Source organism: Bifidobacterium indicum (genome assembly GCF_036987015.1).
Classification (GTDB): domain Bacteria; phylum Actinomycetota; class Actinomycetes; order Actinomycetales; family Bifidobacteriaceae; genus Bombiscardovia; species Bombiscardovia indica.
This window is the reverse complement of record NZ_BTXM01000001.1, coordinates 23582-48904: the sequence shown is the minus strand read 5'-3', so window position 1 is coordinate 48904 and position 25323 is coordinate 23582. Positions and strand designations below refer to the sequence as shown.

19 protein-coding genes and 1 tRNA gene are annotated in these 25323 nt (G+C 63.6%); 8 read left to right on the top strand and 12 right to left on the bottom strand.

All coding sequences use genetic code 11. From position 1 onward, the window contains the following. Window positions 1-34 precede the first annotated feature (34 nt). The 4 genes from ispG to AACP59_RS00175 form a co-directional block, all read right to left on the bottom strand. The gene (gene ispG, locus AACP59_RS00190; protein WP_339350043.1) at window positions 35-1279 is read right to left on the bottom strand and encodes a flavodoxin-dependent (E)-4-hydroxy-3-methylbut-2-enyl-diphosphate synthase; all 1245 of its coding nucleotides are present in this window, start codon (window positions 1277-1279) and stop codon (window positions 35-37) included. A gap of 11 nt (window positions 1280-1290) precedes the next feature. After that, complete coding sequence (gene dxr / locus AACP59_RS00185) at window positions 1291-2559, bottom strand: 1-deoxy-D-xylulose-5-phosphate reductoisomerase (RefSeq protein WP_297316848.1); 1269 nt, start codon at window positions 2557-2559, stop codon at window positions 1291-1293. An 82-nt stretch (window positions 2560-2641) separates the two neighbouring features. Next, the gene (locus AACP59_RS00180) at window positions 2642-4171 is read right to left on the bottom strand and encodes a DivIVA domain-containing protein (RefSeq protein ID WP_339349277.1); all 1530 of its coding nucleotides are present in this window, start codon (window positions 4169-4171) and stop codon (window positions 2642-2644) included. 121 nt (window positions 4172-4292) lie between these two features. Then, window positions 4293-4366 (bottom strand) — tRNA-Val (locus AACP59_RS00175). 113 nt (window positions 4367-4479) lie between these two features. Between AACP59_RS00175 and AACP59_RS00170 the strand changes: the two genes are divergently transcribed. Then, window positions 4480-6009 (top strand): MDR family MFS transporter, encoded by a 1530-nt coding sequence (locus AACP59_RS00170; protein ID WP_297316850.1) that lies wholly within the window; start codon window positions 4480-4482, stop codon window positions 6007-6009. Between the two features lie 292 nt (window positions 6010-6301). Here AACP59_RS00170 and AACP59_RS00165 read toward each other — a convergent pair whose 3' ends face one another. Both AACP59_RS00165 and AACP59_RS00160 read right to left on the bottom strand, forming a co-directional pair. Next, window positions 6302-6715 (bottom strand): DUF3052 domain-containing protein, encoded by a 414-nt coding sequence (locus tag AACP59_RS00165; protein WP_297316851.1) that lies wholly within the window; start codon window positions 6713-6715, stop codon window positions 6302-6304. Between the two features lie 83 nt (window positions 6716-6798). After that, window positions 6799-7674 carry a S16 family serine protease gene (locus tag AACP59_RS00160; RefSeq protein ID WP_297316852.1) on the bottom strand — a complete coding sequence of 292 codons (876 nt, stop codon included), beginning with the start codon at window positions 7672-7674 and terminating at the stop codon, window positions 6799-6801. Between the two features lie 92 nt (window positions 7675-7766). On the opposite strand from AACP59_RS00160, the gene AACP59_RS00155 reads away from it, so the two are divergent. Continuing rightward, on the top strand, window positions 7767-9425 hold the full coding sequence (locus tag AACP59_RS00155; RefSeq protein WP_339349276.1) for a zinc-dependent metalloprotease: 1659 nt from the start codon (window positions 7767-7769) through the stop codon (window positions 9423-9425). Between the two features lie 116 nt (window positions 9426-9541). Here the strand turns inward: AACP59_RS00155 and AACP59_RS00150 are convergent, their stop codons facing one another. Then, complete coding sequence (locus AACP59_RS00150) at window positions 9542-11050, bottom strand: ATP-dependent helicase (protein WP_339349275.1); 1509 nt, start codon at window positions 11048-11050, stop codon at window positions 9542-9544. 127 nt (window positions 11051-11177) lie between these two features. Between AACP59_RS00150 and AACP59_RS00145 the strand changes: the two genes are divergently transcribed. Beyond that, a complete protein-coding gene (locus AACP59_RS00145) occupies window positions 11178-13013 on the top strand; it encodes a phosphotransferase (RefSeq protein WP_339349274.1) in 1836 nt (611 codons plus the stop codon). A 61-nt stretch (window positions 13014-13074) separates the two neighbouring features. Then, window positions 13075-13314 carry a DUF3107 domain-containing protein gene (locus tag AACP59_RS00140; RefSeq protein ID WP_297316856.1) on the top strand — a complete coding sequence of 80 codons (240 nt, stop codon included), beginning with the start codon at window positions 13075-13077 and terminating at the stop codon, window positions 13312-13314. Window positions 13315-13361: 47 nt separating this feature from the next. Here the strand turns inward: AACP59_RS00140 and AACP59_RS00135 are convergent, their stop codons facing one another. Continuing rightward, window positions 13362-14270, bottom strand: a complete 909-nt coding sequence (locus tag AACP59_RS00135) for a PHP domain-containing protein (RefSeq protein WP_339349273.1) — start codon at window positions 14268-14270, stop codon at window positions 13362-13364. Window positions 14271-14374: 104 nt separating this feature from the next. Between AACP59_RS00135 and AACP59_RS00130 the strand changes: the two genes are divergently transcribed. Next, entirely contained in the window at window positions 14375-15028 is a 654-nt protein-coding gene (locus AACP59_RS00130; protein WP_339349271.1) for a vitamin K epoxide reductase family protein, read from the top strand. On the opposite strand, the gene AACP59_RS00125 is transcribed toward AACP59_RS00130, so the two are convergent. After that, window positions 15029-16063 carry a diaminopimelate epimerase gene (locus AACP59_RS00125; protein ID WP_339351183.1) on the bottom strand — a complete coding sequence of 345 codons (1035 nt, stop codon included), beginning with the start codon at window positions 16061-16063 and terminating at the stop codon, window positions 15029-15031. It lies immediately after the preceding gene. A gap of 66 nt (window positions 16064-16129) precedes the next feature. Between AACP59_RS00125 and murI the strand changes: the two genes are divergently transcribed. Both murI and AACP59_RS00115 read left to right on the top strand, forming a co-directional pair. Then, window positions 16130-16945 carry a glutamate racemase gene (gene murI, locus AACP59_RS00120; RefSeq protein WP_339349269.1) on the top strand — a complete coding sequence of 272 codons (816 nt, stop codon included), beginning with the start codon at window positions 16130-16132 and terminating at the stop codon, window positions 16943-16945. Window positions 16946-16972: 27 nt separating this feature from the next. Beyond that, entirely contained in the window at window positions 16973-17824 is an 852-nt protein-coding gene (locus AACP59_RS00115; RefSeq protein ID WP_339349268.1) for a patatin-like phospholipase family protein, read from the top strand. A gap of 99 nt (window positions 17825-17923) precedes the next feature. On the opposite strand, the gene AACP59_RS00110 is transcribed toward AACP59_RS00115, so the two are convergent. Continuing rightward, window positions 17924-18826 (bottom strand): SPFH domain-containing protein, encoded by a 903-nt coding sequence (locus tag AACP59_RS00110; protein WP_297316862.1) that lies wholly within the window; start codon window positions 18824-18826, stop codon window positions 17924-17926. A gap of 215 nt (window positions 18827-19041) precedes the next feature. Here AACP59_RS00110 and AACP59_RS00105 point away from each other — a divergent pair, with 215 nt between their 5' ends. Then, window positions 19042-19989, top strand: a complete 948-nt coding sequence (locus AACP59_RS00105) for an aldo/keto reductase (protein ID WP_339349266.1) — start codon at window positions 19042-19044, stop codon at window positions 19987-19989. Window positions 19990-20092: 103 nt separating this feature from the next. On the opposite strand, the gene ileS is transcribed toward AACP59_RS00105, so the two are convergent. Continuing rightward, window positions 20093-23434, bottom strand: a complete 3342-nt coding sequence (gene ileS, locus AACP59_RS00100; RefSeq protein WP_339349264.1) for a mupirocin-resistant isoleucine--tRNA ligase — start codon at window positions 23432-23434, stop codon at window positions 20093-20095. Between the two features lie 412 nt (window positions 23435-23846). Then, window positions 23847-25121, bottom strand: coding sequence for a glutamate-cysteine ligase family protein (locus AACP59_RS00095; protein WP_339349263.1), 1275 nt, complete (start codon window positions 25119-25121; stop codon window positions 23847-23849). Between the last annotated feature and the right edge of the window lie 202 nt (window positions 25122-25323).

Genomic DNA, 25323 nt, shown 5'->3' with positions numbered 1-25323 from the left:
GGACATTGTAGCCTTCAACCGGGATTGGCTCCCCTCAGCCGGCCTTGCCGGTCACCGGAACCACCGTGGGACCCATGGTCGGCATGGTCTCCCCCGCGGCGGCCGCCTGGGCCTCCATGTCGTCTGCCATGGTGCGGGCCCGCTCCAGGAGGGTGGGGACAATCTGGTCCTCTGGCACGGTCTGGACCACCTTGCCCTTGATGATGATCTGCCCCTTGCCGTTGCCTGAGGCCACACCAAGATCGGCCTCGCGGGCTTCACCGGGACCGTTGACGATGCATCCCATGACGGCGACCCTGATCGGGGCCGTGATGTCCTTGAGCCCCTCCGTGACCTCCCGGGCCAGCTCGATCACATCCACCTGGGCCCGGCCGCAGCTGGGGCAGGAGATGATGTCGAAGTGCCGTTGGCGCAGACCCAGATACTCCAGGATCTTGCAACCCACCTTGACCTCCTCGACGGGGGGCGCCGACAGGGAGACCCTGATCGTGTCGCCGATCCCCTCGGCCAAAAGGGCGCCGAAGGCCAGGCAGGACTTGATGGTCCCCTGCCAGGACGGCCCCGCCTCGGTCACACCCAGGTGAAGGGGCCAGTCCCCCTTGGAGGCCAGGAGCCGATAGGTCTGGACCATGGTGACCGGGTCGTGGTGTTTGACGGATATCTTGAAATCGTGGAAACCCACATCCTCGAACATATGGGCCTCTTTCATGGCCGACTCGACCAGGGCCTCGGGGGTGGGCCCGCCGTACCTGGCATAGATGTCCTTGTCCAGACTGCCGGCGTTGACGCCGATTCTCAGGGAGATGCCCGCGTCGGTGGCCGCCTTGCAGATTTCCGGGCCGACCTCATCGAACTTGCGGATGTTGCCCGGGTTGACCCGGACCGCCGCGCAACCGGCATCGATGGCCTGGAAGACGTACCGGCTCTGGAAGTGGATGTCCGCGATGACCGGGATGGGCGACTTCTTCGTGATGATGGGGAGGGCGTCGGCATCGTCCTGACTGGGAACGGCCACGCGGACGATGTCGCACCCCGCGGCGGCCAGCTCGGCGATCTGCTGGAGGGTGGCGTTGATGTCGGCCGTGACCGTATTGGTCATCGACTGGACCGATATGGGGGCACCACCGCCCACAGGCACCGGCCCCACCATGATCCTCCGGGACTTCCGCCGGGGATGGAGGGGGGTCTCGCTGATGGCCTGGTCACCTGTCTTGCGGAATCCCGAGTCCTTCACCCGGTCCGGTCGACCACCGTCCGAGGGCCTTTCATGATCGAACATCTCATTGCTAGTCACGGAGCCATGTCTATCAAAGCATCGGCACGTCGACGAGCTTCCCGCTCGACTTGCTCCATTACCTCCACGGATGTGAAAGTTCGTGACAGATGGGAGTCGGCCATCTGGTCCATGACCCTCTCCACCGTGTCGACGATGCCCAGATAGGGCAGACGCCTGTCGAGGAAGGCCTGGACGGCCTGTTCGTTGGCCGCGTTGAAGACGGCGGTCATCCCCTCCGAGGAGTCCAGGGCCCGCCTGGCGAGACCGACAGCCGGGAAGACCTGGTCATCAAGCGGTTCGAATGTCCATTGGGCGGCCTGGGTCCAGTCACAGGGGGCGGCAACATCTCCCAGCCGTTGGGGGGCCGACAGGCCCAGGGCGATGGGCAGACGCATGTCCGGGGGCGAGGCCTGGCAGATCGTGGCCCCATCCCGGAATTCGACCATGGAATGGACCAGGGACTGCGGGTGGACGGCCACCGATATCCGTTCCTGGGGGATGCGGAAGAGCCTGCTGGCCTCAATGACCTCAAGTCCCTTGTTGACCATGGTCGAGGAGTTTATGGTGACCACAGGGCCCATCTTCCAGGTGGGGTGGTTCAGGGCCTGGTCGGGCGTGATCCCCTCCATCTGGTCCCTGGTCCAACCCCTGAAGGGTCCACCTGAGGCCGTGACGACCAGCCGGGACACCTCCCCGTACCTGCCGGAACGCAGGGACTGCCAGATGGCCGAATGCTCGGAATCGACCGGGTTGATCTGCCCCGGGCGCACCTGGGCATCGAAGAGAAGGTGACCACCGGCGACCACCGATTCCTTGTTGGCCAGGGCCAGCTGAGAACCGGCCTGGAGGGCGGCGATGGATGGCCTGAGCCCTATTGATCCGGTGATTCCGTTCAGGACCAGGTCGGCCCCCGACCCGGCCAGGGCAATGACGGCATCCATGCCGGCATCCACCTGGATCTGACCGGCACCGGCCTGGGAGAGGGCCTGCCGGAGCTCATCGACCTTGGAGTCATCAGCCAGGGCAATCCGCCCCGCGCCGAACCGGACGGCCTGCCTGGCAAGGAGGTCCGTCTGCCCGCCACCTGCTGCCAGCCCCGTCACCCGGAAGTGTTCAGGGTGACGACCCACCACATCCAGGGCCTGGGTACCGATGGAACCGGTGGAACCGAGAATCACCAGGCTTCTGGACCAGCCCTCACCTTGGGAACCGGTCCAATCCTCCAGGGTCCGGGCCTGACCGTCCTCGACCCCTGTACCGGCCTCGTCATGACCGTTCATCATCCTCGCACGCTTTCCATGGTCCATTCGGACCGTAACTTCTGACGCGACGCGCCTGATCGGGGCCGCCGCACAACAGATCGACCTAGTCCTGGGAACCTTCGCCCCCGGTATCCTGGTCCTTCTTGTCATCGCGTTCGAAGACGGGGAAGGAAATATCGGGAATATCCAGGTCCATGTCCATCTTGGGCAGCTCGGCGTTCACCAAGGAGTCCAGGTAGGAATCGGCATCCTGCTCCGTCGGCTTGCTCTTGGGCTTCCCGATGGGCTCCTCTGAGACGGGGCGGGCCCAACTGGGCTCGCTCGTCGAAGGCACCTGCGTCTTCCCCTGCCGCACAGGCTCCTCCTTGGGTCCGCTCCAGGGGCTGGAGGTGGGCTTCGTCTCAGTTTGAGGCGACAGGGGCCCACTGCCCCCCACCGGGGAACCGAAGGACGACCTTTCCTGAGTCCTGGACGAGGACGCCGCAAAGGATGGGGGTGTCGACCAGTCATGACCAGAGGTGGGAGCCGATCCAGTCGATTGAGCGGACTGGACAGGTGGGGTGACCGGGGTTGCACTGGCCCCGGCATCGGTCCCGACCTGGTCGTGGCCCGCCGACCTGGCCAGGACACCCAGGGAACCGCTGGGCTGAGCCGCAGCCGGAGATTCCTGGCCACCTGTCTGGTCAGCGCCCGAACCGGTGCTGGTGGAAGCAGCCTGCTGAGCTGGCTCGAAAATAGCCTGTTCCGCCTCATGCAACCGGGCGAAGTCGGTCGAGCCGGTTTCCGGGGGCTTGACGGCGGGTGCCGGGGCGTACAATCGGTCGGAAGCTGCCGTGGACCCGGCCTGGTCCGTCTGCCAGGCCGGTGTCTGCTCCTGCCCGATCAGGGGCTTGATGGTCTGAGTCTCGGCGGGGTTTCCGGCGGGCGGAATCGCCACCGGCTGGGCATTGTCGACAGGGACGTCCTGAGTTTGGGCATCACGGTGTACATTCCCGTCAAGCCCCAGACGGGCAAGGGACTCCATCTGCTGGAGGAGCTCCACTGCCTTGGAAAGGTAATAGTCCACCTGGCGTTCGTCATACCCGTGCCTGCCCTTGTGCTGGGTGAAAATCACATTCGAGATCCGGTCCGACGTGATGTCGACGGCCTTCTTGCCTTCGGTCCCGCCCGCATCCTCCAGGTGAAGGTCGCCGGCTATCCTGACCAGGACCTGGGAAATCAGACGCTCGACCTGCTTGCAGTCATAGGAGGGCTTGCCGGGAAGTCCACGGTCGAAGACGGCCCCGCTGTCCCGGTCCGCGTGCCGCTCCAGGTTCCGATACAGGCCCACCATCCGCGCGGTCCAGGCCTCCATGCCGGCCCGGTTGATCTCCCCGGCGACGTTCCTGTCGGAGATGGCACGTTCCAGGCGGGCCAAGGCGGCATCCACCTCTGCGATGATGTACCCGTTCCTGCAGAGCGCGAAGGAGGCATTGGCGATCTGATCCTGGGTCAGACTCGGATCCTCACTCTCATAGAGGGCGTGGGCCTTGTCCAGGAACTCGTCGACCTGTACCGTGTCGTAACCGTACCGGCGCTTGCCCGCACGGGCTATGGTGGCTTCATTCCTGCCGGAATCAGACCTTGCTGACATCAGGACATCGACCTCCTGACCTTTCTTGCCGATGGGCGTCATACTCACCCATCCTGGTGGTAATGCAGACGATTCTACTTGAATGTTCAGACTCGGGCGGATGGGGTCACGATCGGAGGAGTGGTCCCGCTCGGACTCGAACCGGGGACATCCACCGTGTAAAGGTGGCGCTCTAACCAACTGAGCTACGGGACCGAGAAACATGATAGCAGAGAGTTCCACCTGTGACAGGTCCGGCGAAGACGGTTATAATCCACTAGGAATTCACCACAGGGGCGACTTTTCCCAAACTGAGGACGAGGTTTCAGGTGTCAGCAAACAAGTCAACCAGGAAGACCAACGTAACCCTGGTCACGGTCGCGGTCTTCATCGCCACCTTCATGACGGCCATCGAGGGGACCATCGTCTCCACGGCCATGCCCACGATCATCTCCGACCTGCGGGGCCTTTCCATCATGAACTGGGTCTACTCCATATACCTGCTCATGTGCGCGGTCACCACCCCCATCTATGGGAAACTCTCCGACAGATACGGCCGCAAGCCCCTCCTGACCATCGGCCTCCTGATCTTCGTCATAGGGTCCAGCCTCTGCGCCCTCTCCCAGTCCATGCCGCAACTGATCGGGGCCAGACTTCTCCAAGGCCTGGGTGCCGGAGCCATCCAGCCCCTGACCTACACGGTCCTGGCAGACATCTACCCCCTGGACAAGCGGGCCGGGATGATCGGGCTGAACGGATCAGCCTGGGGCATCGCCTCCATCATCGCCCCCCTCCTGGGTGGGTTCATCGTCCAGCAACTCAGCTGGCATTGGGTCTTCGCCATCAATGTTCCCATCGGCCTGATTGTCATCATCCTGATCCAGGTCTTCCTCAGCGAGCGCATCGAGCCCCGGAAGACTCCGGTCGATTACCGGGGAATCGGTCTGCTCAGCCTTGGACTGATCTGTCTCATGCTGGGTTTGCAAAGCCTGGGTTCGCGTCAGGGCCTCCTGACCCCGGGGATCCTGGGTCTGGCCACGGTGGTCGTCTTCGTCATCCTCCTGCGCCTCGAGAGGCACCAGGCCGACCCGATCCTCCCCCTGCGGCTCTTCTACAACCGGACCTTCGTCATCCAGAACATCTGCATGCTTTTGATTGCCGGCTTTCTGATGGGCTTCGACACCTACATGCCGATCTGGATGCAATCCGTCATGGGACTCAACCCCGCCATGGGCGGATTCGTCGTGACCCCCTCGTCCATCCTCTGGCTCCTGGGCGCCTACCTGGCCGGCCCCCTGACCATGCGCCACCCGCCGCACCGGGCCACCAACATCGCCCTGGCTTTTATCCTGACCGCCTGCATCTGCTATGTGGCTGTCCCCCTGGTCACCCCCTACTGGGTCTTCCTGGTCATATCGGCCATCGTCGGCTTCGGGTTCGGCCTGGCCATCACCACCTCGACCATCACGGCACAGAGCGTGGTCCCGGCCGGTGATGTGGGCGCCTCCACCAGCTTCAACACCCTGGCACGTTCCCTGGGGCAGACCCTGATGGTCTCGATCTTCGGCATCGTCATGAACACGGTCATCGCCGACAGGATCCCCGACCACCCAGGCCTAACCGCCGAGATGATGGACAGGATGATCAACCCCGCCACAGCCAACCAGATTCCTGCCGCCCTGCTTGGTCCAGCCCGATCCATCGTCTTCGACGGCCTGCATTGGATCTTCCTGACCGGTCTTGTCATCCTGCTTCTGGCACTGGTTGCCAACCTGCTCGATCTTCGTTCCAAGACACTCCTGTCCGAGTATCAGCAGTCCGCCGTCGCCGGGGAAACGGCAACCGACATGCCCCGGTGACGGTAGCCGGTAGACAAGTAACAGGTACCACGCACACAAGCAGGAAAGCGGCCAAGCCCACGTATGGGTGCTGGAGGGCTTACTCCCACTTGCCGGTCCGTCATTGTCGCATCCTCCCCATCGCCAACCAGAAGTGCTGGAGAACATGTTATGGAAAGGGTGCTGAGCGGGAGTGTCCTACGGGATCACGCGGAAACACACCTGATGATAGGTATTCGGCAGAAACCACCACAGGAGAAATGCCTGGTTGCTCTTCGCACATCAAGCGGAGCGGAAATCCCCGCAAAGGTACTTATTTGCCCTTGCCGAAGGCGCGCAGTTGGGTGGCGTTCCAGTCCTTGCTGACCGTCGTGGGCATAAGGGCATTCATTCCGGCCGTCTTGGCGGCATTGGAGACGGTGTTGGGAGCGGGAGCCCCGTCGCGGCCCGGTTTGGGGGTCAGGACCCAGAAAGGGGCACCGGGGTTGACCATGGCGGAGGCATCGACGATGGTATCTGCCAGGTCATCCTCGGCATCGCCGTCACGCCACCAGATGATCACGCCATCAACAGCTGCGTCGTAATCCTCATCCACCAGCTCTTCACCGGTCAGGTCTTCGATTCGGGTCCTGATGCCGTCATCGACATCGTCATCCCACATCCACTCCTGGACGATATCTCCAGTATGGAAACCGAACTCTTCCGCTGTATAGGTAGTCTCAGCCACGATTTCAGCATAACAAAACTGCTGGAATTCACCAATTGCAAGCCTGCGTTTTCACACCGACCCGAATCCGGCGGCCGGAGGGGTCACTTGGTTTCAGTGCCCGGATCGACCATGCAATGGGGCAGGCTCCCTCCCCTGCCCTGACCGATGGCCACCAGGGCATCGTAGGCCTGGTCCAGGGTCTCCACCCGGACGTCGCGCAGCCCTTCGGGCACATGCCCCACCACCTGCTTGCAGTTGTCCTTGGGGGCCAGGAACCAGGTGGCCCCATCACGCTTGGCGCCCATCAGCTTCAGACCGATGCCTCCGATGGGACCAATGGCACCCTTCGCGTCGATGGTCCCCGTTCCGGCGATGGTCTTGCCGCCCGTTTCATCCTCGGGGGTCAGCTTGTCGATGGCGCCCAGGGTGTACATCATGCCGGCCGAAGGGCCTCCGATGTCGTCCACATGCATGCCGATGCTGATGCCGTCGGTCTGGTACCCCCTGGACCTGAGGAAGGACAGGGCCGCCTTGGCGGCCGCATCCTGGGAGCCGTTCATATCGCTGGCTTCCTGCTTGCGGTACTCGTCCAGGGTCTGTCCCTGGGGAATCACGGCCTCCTTGGGCATGACCATGGCCTTGGGGTTGGCCCATCCCACCAGAGTCTCCAGATTGGTGACCGGCGAACCGGGCAGTCCGTCGGCATTGATGGTGGTCAGGAGGAGTCTGCCGGTCCCGGTGTAGGTCCTGGCCCCCTTGATCGAGATGACCGGGTTGGACCCACTCCTGCCCAGCACATCCTGGGTGGGCCCGGGGGTCTCGATCACATAGGGGCTGGGCAGGCAGAGAATCACCAGGGAGAGGAGGACCAGAAGGACACTCGCCAGGATTCGCCTGGTCAGCCTGCGACCGGAGGTTTCCCCGGCCCCGGGTGCGCCTGTGGCGGAGATTCCCTCTTTCCCATGCATATGTGTCATAGCTCCCATATTATGGGAGAAGGAGACGATAAACTGTTCAGACGGTGCACTTTCTGCATCGTCACCCGATTTGCGAGGACTGGAACGACCTTATGGACGAGAATGCAATCCACCAATGGCTGATTGACTGCTTTGGCCCCCTCCAGGGCGAGCTGGCCTGGAAGCAGTTCTCTCAGCTGCCTGAGTCCGTCCGTTCCCGGATGGCCGCCCAGGACCCCTCCCAACTCCCCGAGCCGTCGGAGGTGCAGGCCCTGATCCAGGCCTTCACGGCAGGTGGCCTCAATACCCCGGCCGACATGGAGAACCAGGCCCAGGAGGGCCCCATCAACGTCAACCTCGCCAAGTCCATAGCCCTGGCGCAGACCTCATCCGACCAGTCGGACACCACCGTGACTGCCGGGGACGGAGATCGGGTGTCCAGGATCATGAGCGAGGCCAACCTCTGGCTGGATTCCGTCTGCGCCTTCGACCCGGCCCCCGGTCATGCCGATGCCTTGACCCGGGCCGGTTGGATCGAGGGCAGCATCGATTCCTGGGTCCAGTTCGCTTCCCCCGTGGCCCAGGCCGTCAGCGATGCCCTGACCGCGGTCATGGGCGAGCGCCTGGGAGGGCTCCCCGAGGGGGAGATCTCCGGCATGTTCGCCGGGCCGGTCCCCATTCCCCTGCCGGACAACCTCAAGGATCCGGCCACCCTGATGAAGCTCCTGGGCAACACCTCCTTCGCCATGCAACTCGGCCAGGCCGCCGGCGAGCTCTCCAAGGAGGTACGTGGCGGATTCGATCAGGGCGTGGCCCTCCTGAAGAACCCCGCCGGAGCCCTGATTCCGCAGAACATCAAGTCCTACGCCTCCTCCCTCGACCTGGACCTGGACGAGGTCATGAGCTATCTGGCCCTCCAGGAGGCCGCCCACGCCCGCCTCTTCTCCTCGGTCCCCTGGCTGATGCCCCGCTTCGAGGCCCTGATCGGCAAGTACGCCCGTGGGGTCTCCATCGACCTGGACGCCATGGAGGAACAGCTGCGCGAGGCCACCGAGTTCAATCCGGAATCCATCGCCGGGGCCATCAACCTGAGCAATGTGGGCATCGAGGACACCCTCGAGCAGGAGGAGGCCCTGCACAGCCTGGAGATCCTCCTGGCCCAGGCCGATGGCTGGGTGGACTGCGTGGTCTGGAACGCAGGTATGGCACACATCCCCCACCTGGAGCAGCTCCGTGAGATGACCAGGCGCGAGCGCGCCGTGGGCGGACCAGCAGAACAGACCTTTGAGTCCCTGCTCGGTCTCAGGCTCCATCCCAAGCGTCTGCGTGAAGCGGCCGAGCTATGGGAGAAAGAGACCGGCAAGCTGGGCTTCGCACAGCGCGACGCCATGTGGTCGCATCCCGACCTCCTCCCCACCCTACCCGGGGAGAAGTCGGATGACCGGTCAGGCAACGATGGCCAGGTCGAATCAGGACCAGACGTTACGGACCGGGCCGAAGGGCGGACCTCCGCCCCCACCTCGGTGGATTGGGACGCCGAGCTGGCCAGGCTCCTGGACGATGACAACGGAGAGCATGGCACCGATTCCACCCCGGAACCGGGCGGCAGGGCAGACGGGAACCATGACGGCATCGACGATTCCGAGGGGAGGAACGAGCCGCCGGATAAGGGAGACGACCCCTCTCACGGCACCGAGAATCAAGCAGGTTTCCCCGGTACCGACCCCGATCAGGATGATGGTCACCCCGCGGATGGGGATTCCCAGCTGTAGTCCGCGCTCTCAGCGGGTGTGACCGAATGCTTGCGGTGTACGGTCATGCCGCAACCACGGCCAGGAGATTGTCCTTTCTCAAACCCACCATCATCCGAGTCGGGCCGGAGGTCATATCACCTCTGAACGAAACGACTGGGTGAACGTCTGGCGAAGGAGGCCGGGTCCTTCTTCTCGGCAAAGGACAGGTGCAGGGTGTCTTCAGCCCTGGTCACCGCCACATACATGAGCCTGCGCTCCTCCTCCAGGTCGTCACCCTCCCTGGGTGAACCGAAGGGAAGGAGCCCCTCGGAGCAGCCGACCAGGAAGACATGGCCGAATTCCAACCCCTTGGCCGCATGAATGGTCGAGACGGTCACCTGGCCACGCGCCTTGGCCTGCCGGAGGTCATCAAGGGTTGCCTCTTTGCCTGCGTCGGCAGCCACCTCGGGTATGGTCTGGCCCAACCAGCCTGAATCAGTCCGCAACCGGTAGGGAATGCCCCGCTCATGCAGGGCGGCACAGATGATCTGCTGCTGGGCGTTAATTCTGGTCAGGACGGCACATTGCCCGGGATCGGCCCCTCCGTGGATGAGCCGTTCTATCCGCTTGGCCACCCCCTGGGCCTCCTCCCGGTCATCCTGGTACCTGGTCGTCCCGATCCGCTTGCCTGCCTCCCTGGCCGACTTCAGCTTCAGGTAGTCACCCCGGTCGGGTGACTTGGAGAGGACCCTGTTGGCATAGTTGACCACCTGGGGCGTGGACCGGTAGTCGGTGTTCAGCTTGATGTCGGCCTTCATACCCGGGAATTCCTCGGGGAAATCGAGCAGGTAATAGGAGGCGGCCCCGGCGAAGGAGTAGATGGTCTGGGCGGGGTCGCCCACCACGCAGATATTGTCACGGCCATCCAACCAGAGGTTCAGCAGACGGTGCTGAAGGGGTGACACATCCTGGTACTCGTCCACGGTTATCCAACGGATACGGGATCTGATGACGGCTGCCGCTTCGGGCTCCTCCTGGAGAATGTGGCAGACCAGAAGGAGAATGTCGTTGAAGTCCATCTGGTTATGGGCCGACTTGTCGTACTCGAAGGCCGAATAGAGGTCAGCCATCCGGTCGGGGTCAAGCCCCGCCGGTGGGGTGCGGTGGGTGGCGGCGCAGACGCGAACGTAATCCTGGGGGGCGATCAGCCCCACCTTGGCCCAGTTGATCTCGGCATCCAGGTCGCGCACCTGGCCCGGGTCGGCCTCCTCCTGGCCGCAGACCCTTTGGTAGGCGGTTTTCACCAGGGGTCTCAGGTCCTGGATCAGGGTGGGTGAATGGGAAGAGCTGACCTGGTCCCAGACCTGACGGAGCTGATGGAAGGCCGCCGAGTGGAAGGTGGCGGTCCTGACCGAGTCCGGCACCCCCAAGGCGGTGAGCCGGGAACGCATCTCGGCCGCCGCCTTCACCGAGAAGGTGACGGCCAGGGTTTTGGAGGGATCCCAACTCCCGCGGGCGCAGGCATAGGCGATTCGGTGGGTGATGGTCCGGGTCTTTCCTGCACCGGCCCCGGCTATGATCCTGACCGGGCCGTCCAGACTGAGAACAGCCTCCCTCTGGAACCGGTCCAGACCCTCCAATGAGTTCTCCTGATCTTCATGCACACCCCCATTGTGTCAAACCGCCCCGTCCGACGCTCGCCATGGTGTCCATGTGGTCAAAGGTTCCCGGGAGGAGACCCCGACGACCTCCGCCTTCTGGAAGCCCGTCGCTTGTATTATCCTTGGGAGTGTGAGTGAAAAAACGAAGCTGACCTTGGCCGCACTGGCTTCCGCAGCCATGCCCGATGTGCAGATGACGGGCGCCAGGGACTGTGATCAGATCAGCCACATGGACCGGGCCGAGGGGATCAGCTCTGCTGTGGTCCAGGATTCCATGGGGAACACCTACGATGTATGGGCAGCCGACCAGGAAGTCGGCAAGCAGCGCATGGCGGCCCGGGTCAAGGCGGCCCGAGCCCTGGAGGACGCCAAGGAAGTGGCCGCCATGGGCTTCCGGGTGGAGCAGGTTCTGGCCTATGAACCGGGGCTGAGCGAGACCAGCCCCACCGGCAGGGTCAGCGTCACCGTCATGCGGCACTGCCCAGGCAGGATCCGCCCCCTCCATCTGCTGACCGTCAACGAGTGCACGGCCGCGGGAACGGCCATCGGGGCCATCCACCGCATCCGGCCGGACTTCCTCAAGGAGCACCGGTATCCCGCCTTTACGACGGTTCAGATCTCATCCCAGCTTCAGGGGTGGATCAAGCGCCTGCGCAAGGACGGCCACGTCCCCGAAGAGATCACCGACAACTGGGCCTCCATCGTCGAAACGGATGGACTCTGGTCATTCGACACCTGCACGGTACACGGCGGCTTCTCGGATGGCGACCTTCTCTTTGCGGACTCCGGACTGAGCGCCGTGTACGGGTGGCAAGACATACAGGTCAATGATCCCGCCCGCGACCTGGCCTGGATCTTCTCCAAGCTGGACGGGTCCCGCCGCAATGCGGTCATCGCCGCCTACGGACGGATGGTGGGCTCACGGCTGGACGACCTGATCATGCTCCGGGCCAACCTCTGGCTGCAGATGGAACAGGTGGGCGAGTTCATCACGGCCCTGGACCGGGCCGACAACGAACGCATCATCCAGTTCAAGGCCCAGGTGGAACGCCTGGCCCAGCAGCTCAGCGACCACGAGCAGGCCAGCCGTGCCCGTGAGGACCATAAGGCGGCCAAGCCCGGAGCCGGGTCCGCCCCATCGACGATTACGGTGGGAACCCTCCTGAAGGGAGAGGACGAGGCCAAACCCCGCACAACCGGATCGAACGGGACGTCCGAGGCCGCCGAGAATGGATCCTCGGCTGACACTGGGACCAAATCAGATGACCGGACCCACATTGTCCGGCCGGAGGAAAAGACCAACGAGTCCCGGGCCGATGAGGACAAGGTGGACGAACCTGCAGGCGACAGCTCGGTCACCGTTGCCATCAGCAAGGTCGACATGGTCGATCTGGCCCAGACCCAGACCGCCATGGACCATATGTCGGCCAGGGTACAGGCGGAGACCCAGATTACCAATCCGGCTACCGGCCAGGCCCGCGTCGCCGACGAACACGATGAGAACACGGATGACGAAAAGAACGCTGGGGCGGACAAACCGGGGGATGCGGGAACAATGGCGGATATTGGCCTGCCCGATCAGGACAGGCACCCTGATCTGAACCACGATGAACTCCCGAACAGCGAAGATCGTTCAGATGAGCACCAGGAGGAGGAACCCTCCCCGGACGTGGAATCCGCCGATGAGGACTTCGCACAAGAGAAGAACCTCACACAGGACGAGAACCCTTCACAGGATGATCAATCCTCTCGGGTCAAGGAAGCCGCCGATGGGGACCAAGCCGGCAAGAAGGAAGCTGGACCCGCCCACGATGAGGCTTCCGACGAATTCCCCCTGACCGGCACGGAAACCATTGTCATGCCCCGCAAGCCCGACCCGAAGGAGACACCGACCAGGACCACGGATGGAATCGTCCGTCAGGACAGGAACGACGCTCAGGGCGTAATCGACCCCGCCAGCGAATAATGAAACAAGCATATTGCCCGCCAGCTCGCCTACAGGGCAGGCGGAATCCTTGGAGGCAAAGATGGATATTGAATTCGGCATCAGGAACGTGGCCCGCACGGTCAACTTCAGCATGGACGCCAAGGCCGAAGAGGTGGCCGCCCACATCAGCCAGGCCCTGAGCGCAGGAGGCCCCATCGATCTGGTCGACGACAAGGGCCGTCACATCATCGTCCCCAAGGATGCCCTGGGCTATGCGGTCATCGGTTCGGACACCACCCACCCGGTGGGTTTCGGCGCCCTGGGTGGCGCCACCGACTGAGATTGGTCAGACCCCACATACGGTATTTGGCAGGCCGGTAAAGACCCTCACTCCGAGGGATACCCCACCGGCCTGCTTCCGTATGCCCGACGGACAATCCGCTCCACCACCGGGGCACTGGTACGGTTCTCCCCCAGTTCGTTGGGCTTGCCATCACCGTGCCAGTCGGACCCGCCGGTCACCAGGAGGTCCCAGCGTTCAGCCAGGGCCAGCAGCCGTTCGCGCTCCTCGGGCGGGTTGTCGCGGTGCCGGACCTCCAGGCCGTCCAACCCCTCCCTGACCAGGTTTCCTATCTGCTCGTCGCTGAGGAGGACCGGGTTGCGCTTGGCGGCACCCGGGTGGGCGATGACCACGACCCCACCGGCATGTTTGACGGCCTTCAGCACCTGGTGGGTGGTGGGCGACGGGGTGGGCAGATAATAGGGGCTGGAGGAGGAACAGACCCCGGCGAAGGCCTCGCTCCGGTCGCGATAGACCCCCGCCCCGACCAGGGCGTCGGCGATATGGGGACGGCCGACGGTGGTCCGGCCACCCTCCTTGACCTGGTCGAGCACATCCGTCCAGGTGATTGGGTAGTCCCGGGATATCCTGTCGACCATGGTCCTGGTCCTGGTCAGCCTGGCCCGCCTGGTCCGCTCGAAAAGCCTGGTTATGACCTTGTCTTCGGAGTCATAGAGGTAGGCCAGCATATGGACCGAAACGTTCCGGTCCTCAGCCGTGATCTCGGTGCCCAGGAGCAGGGGCATCCCCGCCCCCTCCGCGGCCTGCGCGGCCATCTCCCAGCCGGCGTTGGTGTCGTGGTCGGTGATGGCCAGGCCTGCCAGCCCTCGTTTCCCGGCCAGGGCGACCATCTGCGCGGGGGTCATGGTCCCGTCGGAAAACACCGTATGGCAGTGCAGGTCCCACCCCGGCCCGTCCTGGTCCAGGTCGGGGTTCACCCCTGTCTCATGAGTCATGCCTCCATCCTAAACTCGTTTTCGTATCAACGCCCTGAGCGAGCACTCCCCTTGCAGGAGTTGCACCTTCTTCGGGACCATTCCGACCTACCGAGGTGGTGGCCATGAGCGAGCGGAATTCCGGAACAACCTCACCGGGCTGGCGCCATGGGCATGTCTGGACCTATCTGATGGCCGGCATCGCCTCTCTGGCGGCCCTCTTCGCCAGCCTGATCCTGTCGGCGGAGACCCTCCAACTGGCCCGGAACCCCCAGGAACGACTCAGCTGCGACATCAACTCCGTGGTTTCCTGCTCAACCGTGGCCCAGTCCTGGCAGGCCGAACTGATTCACCTGGGCACCCTGCCCATCCCCAACGCCTTCCTGGGTCTGGTCGCCGAGGCGGTCTTCCTGACCCTGGCCGTAGTCGGCCTGAGCGGGGTCAGGCTCCCCTCCTGGCTGGACGGGTTGACCTGGTTCGGCTCACTCCTGGCCCTGGCCTATGCCACCTGGCTCTTCACCCAGTCGGTCTTCGTCATCAGGGCCCTCTGCCCTTGGTGCCTGGTCCTGATGGCCTCCACCAGCATCCAGTTCATGGCCTTCGGTCACGCCACCGTGACCGTCCAGGGACTTCCCTCGCAAACCGGCCGCCTGCCCGGTCTGGGGCGGGGGCTACGTACTTACTACCGTCTGCACTTCGACCTGATGGTCGACCTGGTCTGGCTGGTGGCCCTGACCACCATCATCCTGGTCACGGAAGGGTCGGCCCTCTTCGGGTGATCAGGTCAGATTCCGGGGAATGTCCTCCAGGGTGAGACGGGACACAAGCCTGGCCTCACCGGTCAGATGGACCTCCTGATCGTCCACATCCACGCCCAGGACACCGCCGCCCACACGGATGGTCCAGTGGTCCAACCCGGTCAGGGCCCTGAGCACCACACCGCTGGCGCTGAGCCCGGTCCCACAGGACAGGGTCTCCCCGACACCACGCTCATAGACCCGCATGGCGGCATGACCCCTTCCGGCTTGGGAATCCATGGATTCCAGACGAAGGAATTCGATGTTCTGCCCCTCCTCCAGACCAGGATGGGCACTGGGCTGCTTCTCGAGATCCAACTCGTCCAGGTCGGGCAGGTCGCTCCTGGACAGGAGTGTGGTGACGGCCTCAGGCAGACCGGCCGGGGTCGGATTCCGCACGGAGACGCCTGAACTTGCATCCGCTCCAGCCACGTCGGAACCACTCCCGACAGGGCCCTTTCCCAACCCGGCCAGGACCACCACATGGGGATTGCCCATGTCAACCAGGGTTCCCGGAGCCGAGCCGTCCAGGGCACCGCCGTCCACCATCCGACCGCCCAGGGGGCCCATCGTCCAGGCCCCGATATTGACGGTGAAGACATGCCCACCGTCGTCGGACATGGGGCTGCGGGAAACGATGCGCTTGACCCCTGCCCGGGTGCCGAGCAGGAAGGACGACCCCTCCATGGTCGGTGCCAGCCCCTGTTTCTGGGCGAAGAGGGTGATGGCGCGGGTGCCATTGCCGCACATCTGGGCCAGGGATCCGTCGGCGTTTCGGTAGTCCATGAACCACTGGCAGCCGAACCGGTCGCACCCCTCGATGGCCTCCTGGTCCAGGTCGCTGACGTCCCGGGGATGAGCCAGGCGAATCACCCCGTCGGCGCCGACCCCGAAATGCCGGTCACAGAGCCAACGCACCTGGTCGGCACTGGGCTCCAGGTTCCCCTGGGAATCCTCATAGACCACAAAATCGTTGCCCGTCGCATGCATTTTGTAAACAGTCCGGGGAATACTCATGGTTGTAGGGTACGGCCATTCACCGACAGGATAGGCTTGTCATTCAGCTTGGAAAGGAGCTGCCAGATGGGTTCAGGGGCACCGATCGGGATCTTCGATTCCGGACTCGGAGGATTGAGCGTCACCGCCTGCATCCATGACCTCCTCCCCTTCGAGGACCTGCACTACTTCGGCGACTCGGCCAATGCCCCCTACGGAACCAAGTCTCCCGAGGCAGTGGCCCAACGCTGCATGGCCATTGGCGACCGGTTCATGGACCAGGGCGTCAAGGCCATGGTCATCGCCTGCAATACGGCCACCAGCGTCTGCGTGGAGGAGATGCGGCAGCGCTACCCGGTCCCCATCATCGGCATGGAGCCCGCCCTGAAGCTGGCCTGCCAACGGGGCGACGGACGCCCCCAGCGGGTCATCGTGGCGGCCACCCCCCTGACCCTGAAGGAGGACAGGTTCTCCCGCCTGATGGACAGGTTCAAGGCCACCCACGCGATTTTCACCCAGCCCTGTCCGGACCTGGTCCGGATTGTGGAGTCCGGCCACCTGGATGACCATGACCTGGTCGATGCCACCCTCCACCGGTACCTGGACCGGTACGACCTGGACACCATGGACTCGATCGTCCTGGGATGCACCCATTTCGTCTTCTTCCGGGGGCGAATCGCCAAAATCTGCCCACCCGGACTGGCCCTGATAGACGGCAACGGGGGAACGGCCAGACACCTCCGGAATCTCCTTGCCGAGTCCGGTCAATTGAAGGATGATGGGGCCCCGGGCAGGATACTCATCGCCAACTCGGATCCCTCTGCCCGGATGCTCGAGTACTCCCGCCATCTGCTCGAGTCGGGCAGGGGCCGGGCTTGTCCATCATCCGCGCATAAGCTGTAGGGGACAATCGACGAAACGAGGTGCCTCATGGGAACGAACCGAACAGCTGTCATCGATGTGGGCGGCGGGTACCGTTCCATCTTCGGCGCCGGCGTCTTCGACCGTTGCATGGAGGAGGGCATCAATTTCGACCACTGCTACGGGGTCTCGGCAGGCAGCGCCAATCTGGCTTCCTTCCTGGCAGGGCAGCTCAGGCGGTGCTACAAGTTCTACACGGTCTATTCCTCGAGGAGGGAATACGCCGGGGCCGGTAACTTCGTCAAGGATGGCAGCTTCGTCAACCTGGACTACGTCTACGGAACCCTCTCGGCCCACGACGGGGAAAACCCCCTGGACTACCAGGCGCTGATGAAGAACCCCGCCGGGTTCACGGTCGTGGCCTGCAATGCCCTGGACGGCTCGGCAACCTACTTCGACAAGTCCGACCTGGCCCAGGACAACTACGACATCCTCAAGGCCTCATCCTCGGTGCCGGTGGCCAACAAGGCCTACATGATCGACGAGATCCCCTACCTGGACGGCGGCATCGCCGACCCGGTTCCGGTCCGGAAGGCCCTCGACGAGGGCTATGACCGCATCGTCCTGGTCCTGACCCGTCAGCGGGACATCCTGCGCGAGCAGAAGAAGGACGTCCTCCCGGCCAGGATCCTTGCCAGGACCTACCCGGCCGCCGCCGAACGGCTCATGGAGCGCTACAAGACCTACAACGACGAGGTGGCCTTGGCCAAGGAGGCCGAGAAGAAGGGCAAGGTCCTGATCCTGGCCCCCGACAGCCTCTGCGGACTGACCACCCTCAGCAAGTCCCTGAAAGGGCTCAATGAGATGTACGACAAGGGCTACCGGAGTGCCGAGGCCATCAAGGACTTCCTGGTCGGCTGAAGCCCGCAGGCCGATCACCGAACCTGATCGACCTGCTTACGGAATACGACTGACCCGCTCACCCAATCCAGCGGGCGAACTGTGATTGACGATTCTGTCCTACCGCTCATCCTGGGTGGACTGGGCGGTCATCATGGCCGTGGCCATCTGGTTGAAGAGCTCGTTGTACCCACCGGGGGTCGCAGCAGGCAGCACGAGAGTCTTGGCATTGTCGGACTCGGCCATGGACCGCATCACATCCAGATACTGGTTGAACAAGACCACGTTGTTGACTGCGTCGATATCCATGCCGACGGCCTTCAGGCTGTTGATCTGATCGACGATACCGTTGGCGATCTCGCGCCGGTAGTTGGCCTGGCCCTCACCCTGCATACGGGTCTTCTCCGCATCGGCGCTGGCCTGGGTCTCGATTTCAATCCTCCTGGCTGCGGCCCGTTCCCTGGTGGCCTCCTTCTCACGCTGTGCGGCGTTGATGGAGTCCATGGCCTGCTTGACCTGGGCTGAGGGATCGATGGCGGTGACCAGGGTCTTGATGACGGAGAAGCCGAAGCGCCGCATCTCCTGGCCGACGGTCTGCTGCACGTCGGAGGCGATATCGTCCTTGCGGGCGAAGGCGTCATCCAGGCTCAGGGAGGGGATGGCGGAACGGAGGGCATCTTCCATGTAGGAGCGGAGTTGCCCGGCCGGGTCGCCCAGCTCGTAGTATGCCGTGGCCACGTTCTGCGCCTCGACGCGGAACTGTGTGGATACCTCCACGGTGACGAAGACGTTGTCCTTGGTCTTGGTTTCCAGCTTCACGTTGAGTTGGTTGACCCTGAGGTTGGTCTTGGTGGCCACCCTGTCGACAAGGGGGATCCTGACGTGGATTCCGGCCAGGACCACCCGGTGAAACTTGCCGAACCGTTCGATGATGTAGGCCTGCTGCTGTGGCACCACGAATATGCTCAGCATGAGACCTAACAGAATGATGACCAAAAGGCCTATTGCGATACCAGAACCCATCTTCCTTCTCCTTTGATTCCCAACGGCCCACGGCCCCCACTCCAGGACCAGCCGCCTCCGACAGTCGTCATGACCACCATACATGAAACCGAACATGGCCATGATTGCACCGGAGCGCGGAAATACCGTGGAAGCCGAACCAGGGGGAATACACTCGGCCTTATCAGCCCGCGCCGGAACCGTGGACGAATTCACCGCTTCTGAAAGGACGATTCATGACACTGCTTCGCAATACCAATACGGAGATCTTCCCCCTGGTCCTGGGAGGCAACACCTTCGGCTGGACCAGTGACGAGCAGACCAGCGACAAGGTCCTGGAGGCCTACGTCGAGGCCGGCGGCAACCTGATTGACACCGCCGACGTCTACTCGGCCTGGGCACCGGGCCACTCCGGCGGCGAGTCGGAGATTATCCTGGGGCGCTGGCTGGCCAGAAGCGGCAAGCGCGACAAGGTATTGGTGGCCACCAAGGCCAGCCAGCACCCCCAATACCCCGGGCTGTCGGCCCGGAACGTCGAAGCCGCCGCCGATGCCTCCATGCTCCGCCTTGGCGTGGATGTGATCGACCTCTACTACGCCCACTTCGATGATCAGAAGACCCCCCTGGAGGAGACCGCTGCAGCCTTCGATAAACTGGTCAAGGAGGGCAAGGCCCGGGCCATCGGCCTGTCCAACTACTCCCCCGACCGAATCCGCGAGTGGTTCAGAATCGCCCGCCAGAACGACCTGACCCTCCCAGTGGCCCTGGAACCCCAGTACAACCTGGTCTACCGCAAGGCCTACGAGGGTGGCCTCATGGAGGTGGCCCGGGATGAGGACCTGGCCGTATTCCCCTACTTCTCCCTGGCCTCAGGTTTCCTGACCGGCAAGTACCGCACCCTGGACGATCTGAAAGGCAAACAGCGCGAGGGGATGGTCAAGGACTTCTTCACCCAGGAGGGTCTGGACGTGGTCTCGGCCATGGACGGCATCGCCAAGGCCCACGGCGTGGAGTTGGCCACCGTGGCCCTGGCCTGGCTGAACCACCGCCCTCAGGTTGCGGCCCCAATCGCCTCCGCCCGGACACCAGAGCAGCTGCCGGCCCTCCTGGCCGCGGCCAAGCTGGAACTGAGTGACAAGGAGGTCCAAACCCTCAACGAGACCAGCGACAAGGTCGGCGCCTGAGTCTGAGGTGACCGCCGCAAAGATGGTTCGTCTGAGGCGGCCCGAATAATGGAATGGGCTTCCCGCCCTGGTCCGGATGGAAGCCCATTCCAGTGTCCTGCTATCAGGCCTTGGACAGATCCACCTGGGGCTCGGTCAGTCCGTCAGCGGCCTTGACCTCCAGGCTGGTGGCCAGGGTCTCCTGACTGATCAGGTTCCGGAACTGCTCGGCCTTGGGGGCATCCGCCGCAGGCAGGGTCAGGGTCAGGCTGATCCGGTCGGCTATGTCCAGGTCGGCGGCCTTGCGGGCGTCCTGAACCTGCCGGATCAGGTCCCTGGCGTATCCCTCGGCCATGAGGTCATCGGTGAGTCGGGTGTCCAGGATGACGAATCCGCCGGTGGGCAGCGCGGCTGAAGCCGACTGGTCCGCCTGCGCCCCGTCCTCCTGTTCGATCCTGTTGTCAAGCTGATACTCGGTGGGCTCCAGGGCCACGTCACCAGCGGGGGTCTGGACCACCACTCGGCCATCCTCCTCCCGCCAGGCTCCGGCCTTGGAGGCCTTGATGACGAACTGGACCTGCTTGCCCAGCCTGGGCCCGGCGGCCCTGGCATTGACCTTCAGGTCATGGATGATGCGCAGGCCACGCTCCTGGGCCTGATCCAGAGTGCAGAACCCCACATCCTTGATGTTGAGCTCGGCCTTGAGGATGCCCACATAGGGGCGGGCGGCATCGGGGTCGCGGTCGATCACGGTCAGCCTGGAAAGGGGCTGACGAACCCGGATCTGCTCGGACTTGCGCAGGGAGAGGGTGGCGGAGACCACCTCGCGGACCTTCTCCATGGCGGCGACCAGGGCCGTATCGTCCTTGACTGCCCGACCCAGCTCGGTCTCCTCGCCAGTGGCCTCGTCGACCAGGAAGGGCCAGTCGGCCAGATGGACCGACTCCCCTCCGGTCAGACCACGCCAGACCTCCTCGGCCTCCATGGGGGCCAGGGGTGCCAGGACGCGCGAGAAGACCTCCAGGACCGTGTAGAGGGTGTCGAAGGCCTGGTGGTCCTCACTCCAGAACCGGTCGCGGTTGTTGCGGATGTACCAGTTGGTCAGCACATCGATGAAGTCGGTGACCGCATCGCAGGCATCCGAGATGGCGAAGTCGTTCAGGGCCTTCTCGACCGACAGGACCAGACGGCGCAGTCGGGCCAGGAGGAAGCGGTCCATTTCGGGCAGGTTCCCGACCCGGTCGGCCGTCAGCCGGTGCGCCTCATACCCTGCTCCCCCATTGGCCGCGTTGGCGTAGAGGGTATAGAAGTAGTAGGAGCTCCAGACCGGCAGCATGACCTGGCGGACCGTGTCACGAATCCCGTCGGCCGTCACGACCAGGTTCCCCCCACGCAGGATGGAGGAGCTCATCAGGAACCATCGCATGGCATCGGAACCGTACTTGTCGAAGACCCCGTTCACGTCCGGATAGTTGCGCAGGTGCTTGCTCATCTTCTGGCCGTCCGAGCCCAGGACGATGCCGTGGCAGATCACGTTCTTGAAGGCCGGTCGATCGAAGAGGGCCGTTGACATGATGTGCATGGTGTAGAACCAGCCACGGGTCTGGCCGATGTACTCCACCACGAAGTCGCAGGGGTCCCTGTCCTCGAAGTACTGCTTGTTCTCGAAGGGGTAGTGGAACTGCGCGAAGGGCATGGAGCCCGACTCGAACCAGCAGTCCAGCACGTCCGAGATCCTGTGCATGGTCGACTTGCCTGTGGGGTCGTCGGGGTTGGGCCTGGTCAGCTGGTCGATCCAGGGCCGGTGCATGTTGACCTGGCCCTGGTCGTCGGTCGGGTAGCGGCCGAAGTCCCGCTTGAGCTCGTCCAGGGAGCCGTAGACATCCACCCTGGGATACCTGGGGTCATCCGATACCCAGACCGGGATGGGGGACCCCCAGAACCGGTTGCGGGAGATGGACCAGTCACGGGCGTTGGCCAGCCACTTTCCGAACTGGCCGTCCTTGACGTTCTCGGGAATCCAGTTGATCTCCTGGTTGAGTTCCAGGAGGCGGTCCTTGATCCTGGTGACGGAGACGAACCAACTGGAGACCGGCTTGTAGATCAGCGGGGTGCCGCAACGCCAGCAGTGGGGGTAGGAGTGGACGTAGCTCTTCTCCTGGAAGAGGATGGCCCGGTGCTCGGCGGGAATCCGGCCCAGGGGGCCATCGCCGGCGCGCAGGTTACGGATGATGGGCAGGTTGGCATCGAAGGCCTGCATCCCCTCGTAGTCCGGGCACTCGCCGGTGAAGACGGCACCGGCGTCCAGGGGGTCCACGGTCCTGATCCCCTTGGCGTTGAGGGTGTTCATATCATCCTCGCCGTAGGGGGCCTGGTGGACCAGTCCGGTTCCCTCGACGGTGTCCACGTAGTCGGCCGTGTAGATGGTGTAGGCATTGGGGCCGGGCGTCCCGCCCTCGGCCAGGGCCTTATCGTCCGCGTAATAGGGGAAGACCGGCCAGTAACGCCAACCCTCCATCTCGGAGCCCTTGAGGGTCCGGACCACCTGGTAATCCTCCCCCAGCTGCTTGGCATAGTCACCCAGACGGGCCGTGGCCAGGTAGAACTTCTTCCCGGCATAGTCGCCGCTGACCGGGCTGACCTCGGAGTACTCGATGTCGGCACCGACCACGATGGCCAGGTTGGTGGGGACGGTCCAGGGGGTGGTGGTCCAGAAGACCGCGTAGGCATCCTCCTCGTCCCTGAGCCGGACGGCCACGGAGACCGTGGTGTCCTGCCGGTCCTGGTAGACGTCGGCGTCCATGCGCAGCTCATGGTTGGACAGTGGGGTCTGATCCTTCCAGCAGTACGGCAGCACCCGGTTTCCCTGGTATGCCAGTCCCTTGTCATAAAGGGTCTTGAAGGCCCACATGACGGACTCCATGTAGGGCACGTCCAGGGTCTTGTAGCCGTGGTCGAAGTCGACCCAGCGGGCCTGGCGGTGGACGTAATCCTTCCACTCGTCGGTGTACTTGAGGACGGAGGAACGGCAGGCGTCGTTGAACTTCTCGATGCCCATCTGCTCGATCTGGTCCACGCTGTCGATGCCCAGCTCCCTTTGGGCCTCCAGCTCGGCGGGCAGGCCATGGGTGTCCCAGCCGAACACACGGTTGACCTTGTGGCCCTTCATGGTCTGGTAGCGCGGAATCACATCCTTGACGTACCCGGTCAGGAGGTGACCATAGTGGGGCAGGCCATTGGCGAAGGGGGGACCGTCGAAGAAGACGAACTCGTTGTCGGCATGGTCACCCGAGGGCCTGCGCTCCACGGACTTGTTGAACGTGTCATCCCGGTCCCAATACTCCAGTACCGACTCCTCCATGTGGGGGAATGAGGGATTGGGGGTCACCTGGGAAAGACCCTGGTCCACCACGGCCTTGGGATAGACATTGCCGTCCTGCTTGTCTGGTTCAGTGGATTGGCTCACCGTTCACGCTCCTCGCTGGTTGTTCCTGTAACCACGCCGAGGACGATGGGACCCAATCAGGTCCACCGCGGTACCACCTCGCTTGCCCGGCCAAGACACCCTGCCGGACCGCTTCATCAGGGCTGTGCGGGCCCACCCGTCGGGTCTACTGGGAACCAGTCCGGGGCTGGTTCTGTTCTTCCGAAGGCTCCCCGCTGATGACGGATCAAGGCCCATTGGTCAACAGATTATACCACCCTCATGAAATCATTGACTGGTTTTCGTATCCTGGGACCGGACATCCGCAAGACGGGACACACCAAAAAGCCTTGACCAGGATGACCCGCCCTGTCGGCAGGCTGCAATGAAAGACCACGGCAACGACCTGGAAGACCTTCCGCAGAACAGCTCTGCCCCTTGGAAGCAAGAGGCGCTACTTCTGGAAGCAATCGGGGTTGGCGAAATCCCCGGGGACGGTGCCCAGGGTGTCGGCGGCACCCAGGATTTCGCGCCAGGAATCGAGCGAACGACCATAGGGCCGAGCCTGGGCACCGTGTACCTGAAGGTCGGCCTTGGCCAGGAGGACCTCCTCCTCGGTCAGGCCGGAGAAGAGGGATTCCAGGCGGGCCAGCTGGCCCGGGTCATAGAAGTCGTGGCTGATGATCTCCAAGAGCCGTCCCGCACGCTCCTGGGGCAGGGAGTCCCAGTGTCGCAGCTCGATGTAGTTCTTCAGCCGCACATCGTTGAAGTGCGTGGTCAGGATATGGGCCACTTCATGCTCGTTGAGTGAACGGTCGGGGTAGATCTCGGCCGCATTTTCGTGCCAGCAGATGAAAAAGGGCTTCTCATGCCGGTCCCGGACCTCGGGTGTCTGGGAGACATCGGCCACCATGAGCGGAGTGGAGAGGAGGTCGACCGCATAGTCCTCCCAGCCGAACCCCTCCTCGTAGAGTCCGGGGATGAGCCCGGTGCGCTGGACGTCCAGCCAATCCCAGATGCGCTGCCGACGCAACGGCAGGGTGTTGACCTGGTCCTCGAAGATCGGGGTGTTGCGGAAGAAGTAGGCCAGGATGGGACCGATGGCGGTGCCCAACCTGATCTTGGCGACCGCGTCCCGCTCATCCCGGTAGTCGATGCTGACCTGGGTCGAGGCGGTGCTCCGCATCATCATGGGCCCGCACTGGCCGATACGGCCCAGGTAGGTGTTCATGACATCGTAGCGTTCCTTGGGATTGACATGCACGTCGCGGAAGGAACCGGCAGGCCGATATCCGTACTCGACCAGGCGGAAACCCAGCCGTTCGGCGATCGGGTCCACCTGGCTGCGGAAGCCTCGGTAGAGGGACTCGAATTCATTCCGGTCCCTCAGAACCCCCAAGGAGCATTCCACCTGGCTGCCGGGCTCCAGGGAGACCACGCACCCCGGCCGGCTCAGCCCAACCAGGAAACCATCTTCCCGGTACTCCTTGTCACCGTCATAGAGCGGTTCCAACTCCTTGAGCAGGGCCGCTATGCCGGTCTCACCCTCGTAGGGAACCGGGGCATCGGTTCCGTCGTTGCGTACCGGAAGGTGCTCGATCTCGACACCGAACCCCTGGTCGGCGGCCGACTTGGCCCCATGCTCGAAGTACCGGACCAGGCTGGCTACATGCTTGGGGTTCGGAACCGTCAACAGGTGCGCATACCCGACACCTCTGCTTTTCCTCATGCTGTCATGGTAGGAGGCGGACTCCCCCGACGGAAACCAACACACCATAATCCGATACCCTCCCCGTTAACCACATTGCACTATCCTGACTGGCCTTGGCCGAAGGTATCCCCCTCACCGACATGAAGGGCAAAACCAGACCGGTCCTGCCGGGAACCCCATGGGACCCACCAGGACCGATCGAGGCATAAGGAGAATGCCC

Bases quoted from the DNA above. Each gene is read 5' to 3' on its own strand.
- dxr (WP_297316848.1), bottom strand. From the start codon at position 2,559: ATGATGAACGGTCATGACGAGGCCGGTACAGGGGTCGAGGACGGTCAG.
- ispG (WP_339350043.1), bottom strand. From the start codon at position 1,279: ATGTTCGATCATGAAAGGCCCTCGGACGGTGGTCGACCGGACCGGGTG.
- AACP59_RS00105 (WP_339349266.1), top strand. From the start codon at position 19,042: ATGACACTGCTTCGCAATACCAATACGGAGATCTTCCCCCTGGTCCTG.
- AACP59_RS00135 (WP_339349273.1), bottom strand. From the start codon at position 14,270: ATGACTCATGAGACAGGGGTGAACCCCGACCTGGACCAGGACGGGCCG.
- AACP59_RS00110 (WP_297316862.1), bottom strand. From the start codon at position 18,826: ATGGGTTCTGGTATCGCAATAGGCCTTTTGGTCATCATTCTGTTAGGT.
- AACP59_RS00160 (WP_297316852.1), bottom strand. From the start codon at position 7,674: ATGACACATATGCATGGGAAAGAGGGAATCTCCGCCACAGGCGCACCC.
- AACP59_RS00140 (WP_297316856.1), top strand. From the start codon at position 13,075: ATGGATATTGAATTCGGCATCAGGAACGTGGCCCGCACGGTCAACTTC.
- AACP59_RS00125 (WP_339351183.1), bottom strand. From the start codon at position 16,063: ATGAGTATTCCCCGGACTGTTTACAAAATGCATGCGACGGGCAACGAT.
- AACP59_RS00180 (WP_339349277.1), bottom strand. From the start codon at position 4,171: ATGTCAGCAAGGTCTGATTCCGGCAGGAATGAAGCCACCATAGCCCGT.
- murI (WP_339349269.1), top strand. From the start codon at position 16,130: ATGGGTTCAGGGGCACCGATCGGGATCTTCGATTCCGGACTCGGAGGA.
- AACP59_RS00095 (WP_339349263.1), bottom strand. From the start codon at position 25,121: ATGAGGAAAAGCAGAGGTGTCGGGTATGCGCACCTGTTGACGGTTCCG.
- AACP59_RS00115 (WP_339349268.1), top strand. From the start codon at position 16,973: ATGGGAACGAACCGAACAGCTGTCATCGATGTGGGCGGCGGGTACCGT.
- AACP59_RS00130 (WP_339349271.1), top strand. From the start codon at position 14,375: ATGAGCGAGCGGAATTCCGGAACAACCTCACCGGGCTGGCGCCATGGG.
- AACP59_RS00155 (WP_339349276.1), top strand. From the start codon at position 7,767: ATGGACGAGAATGCAATCCACCAATGGCTGATTGACTGCTTTGGCCCC.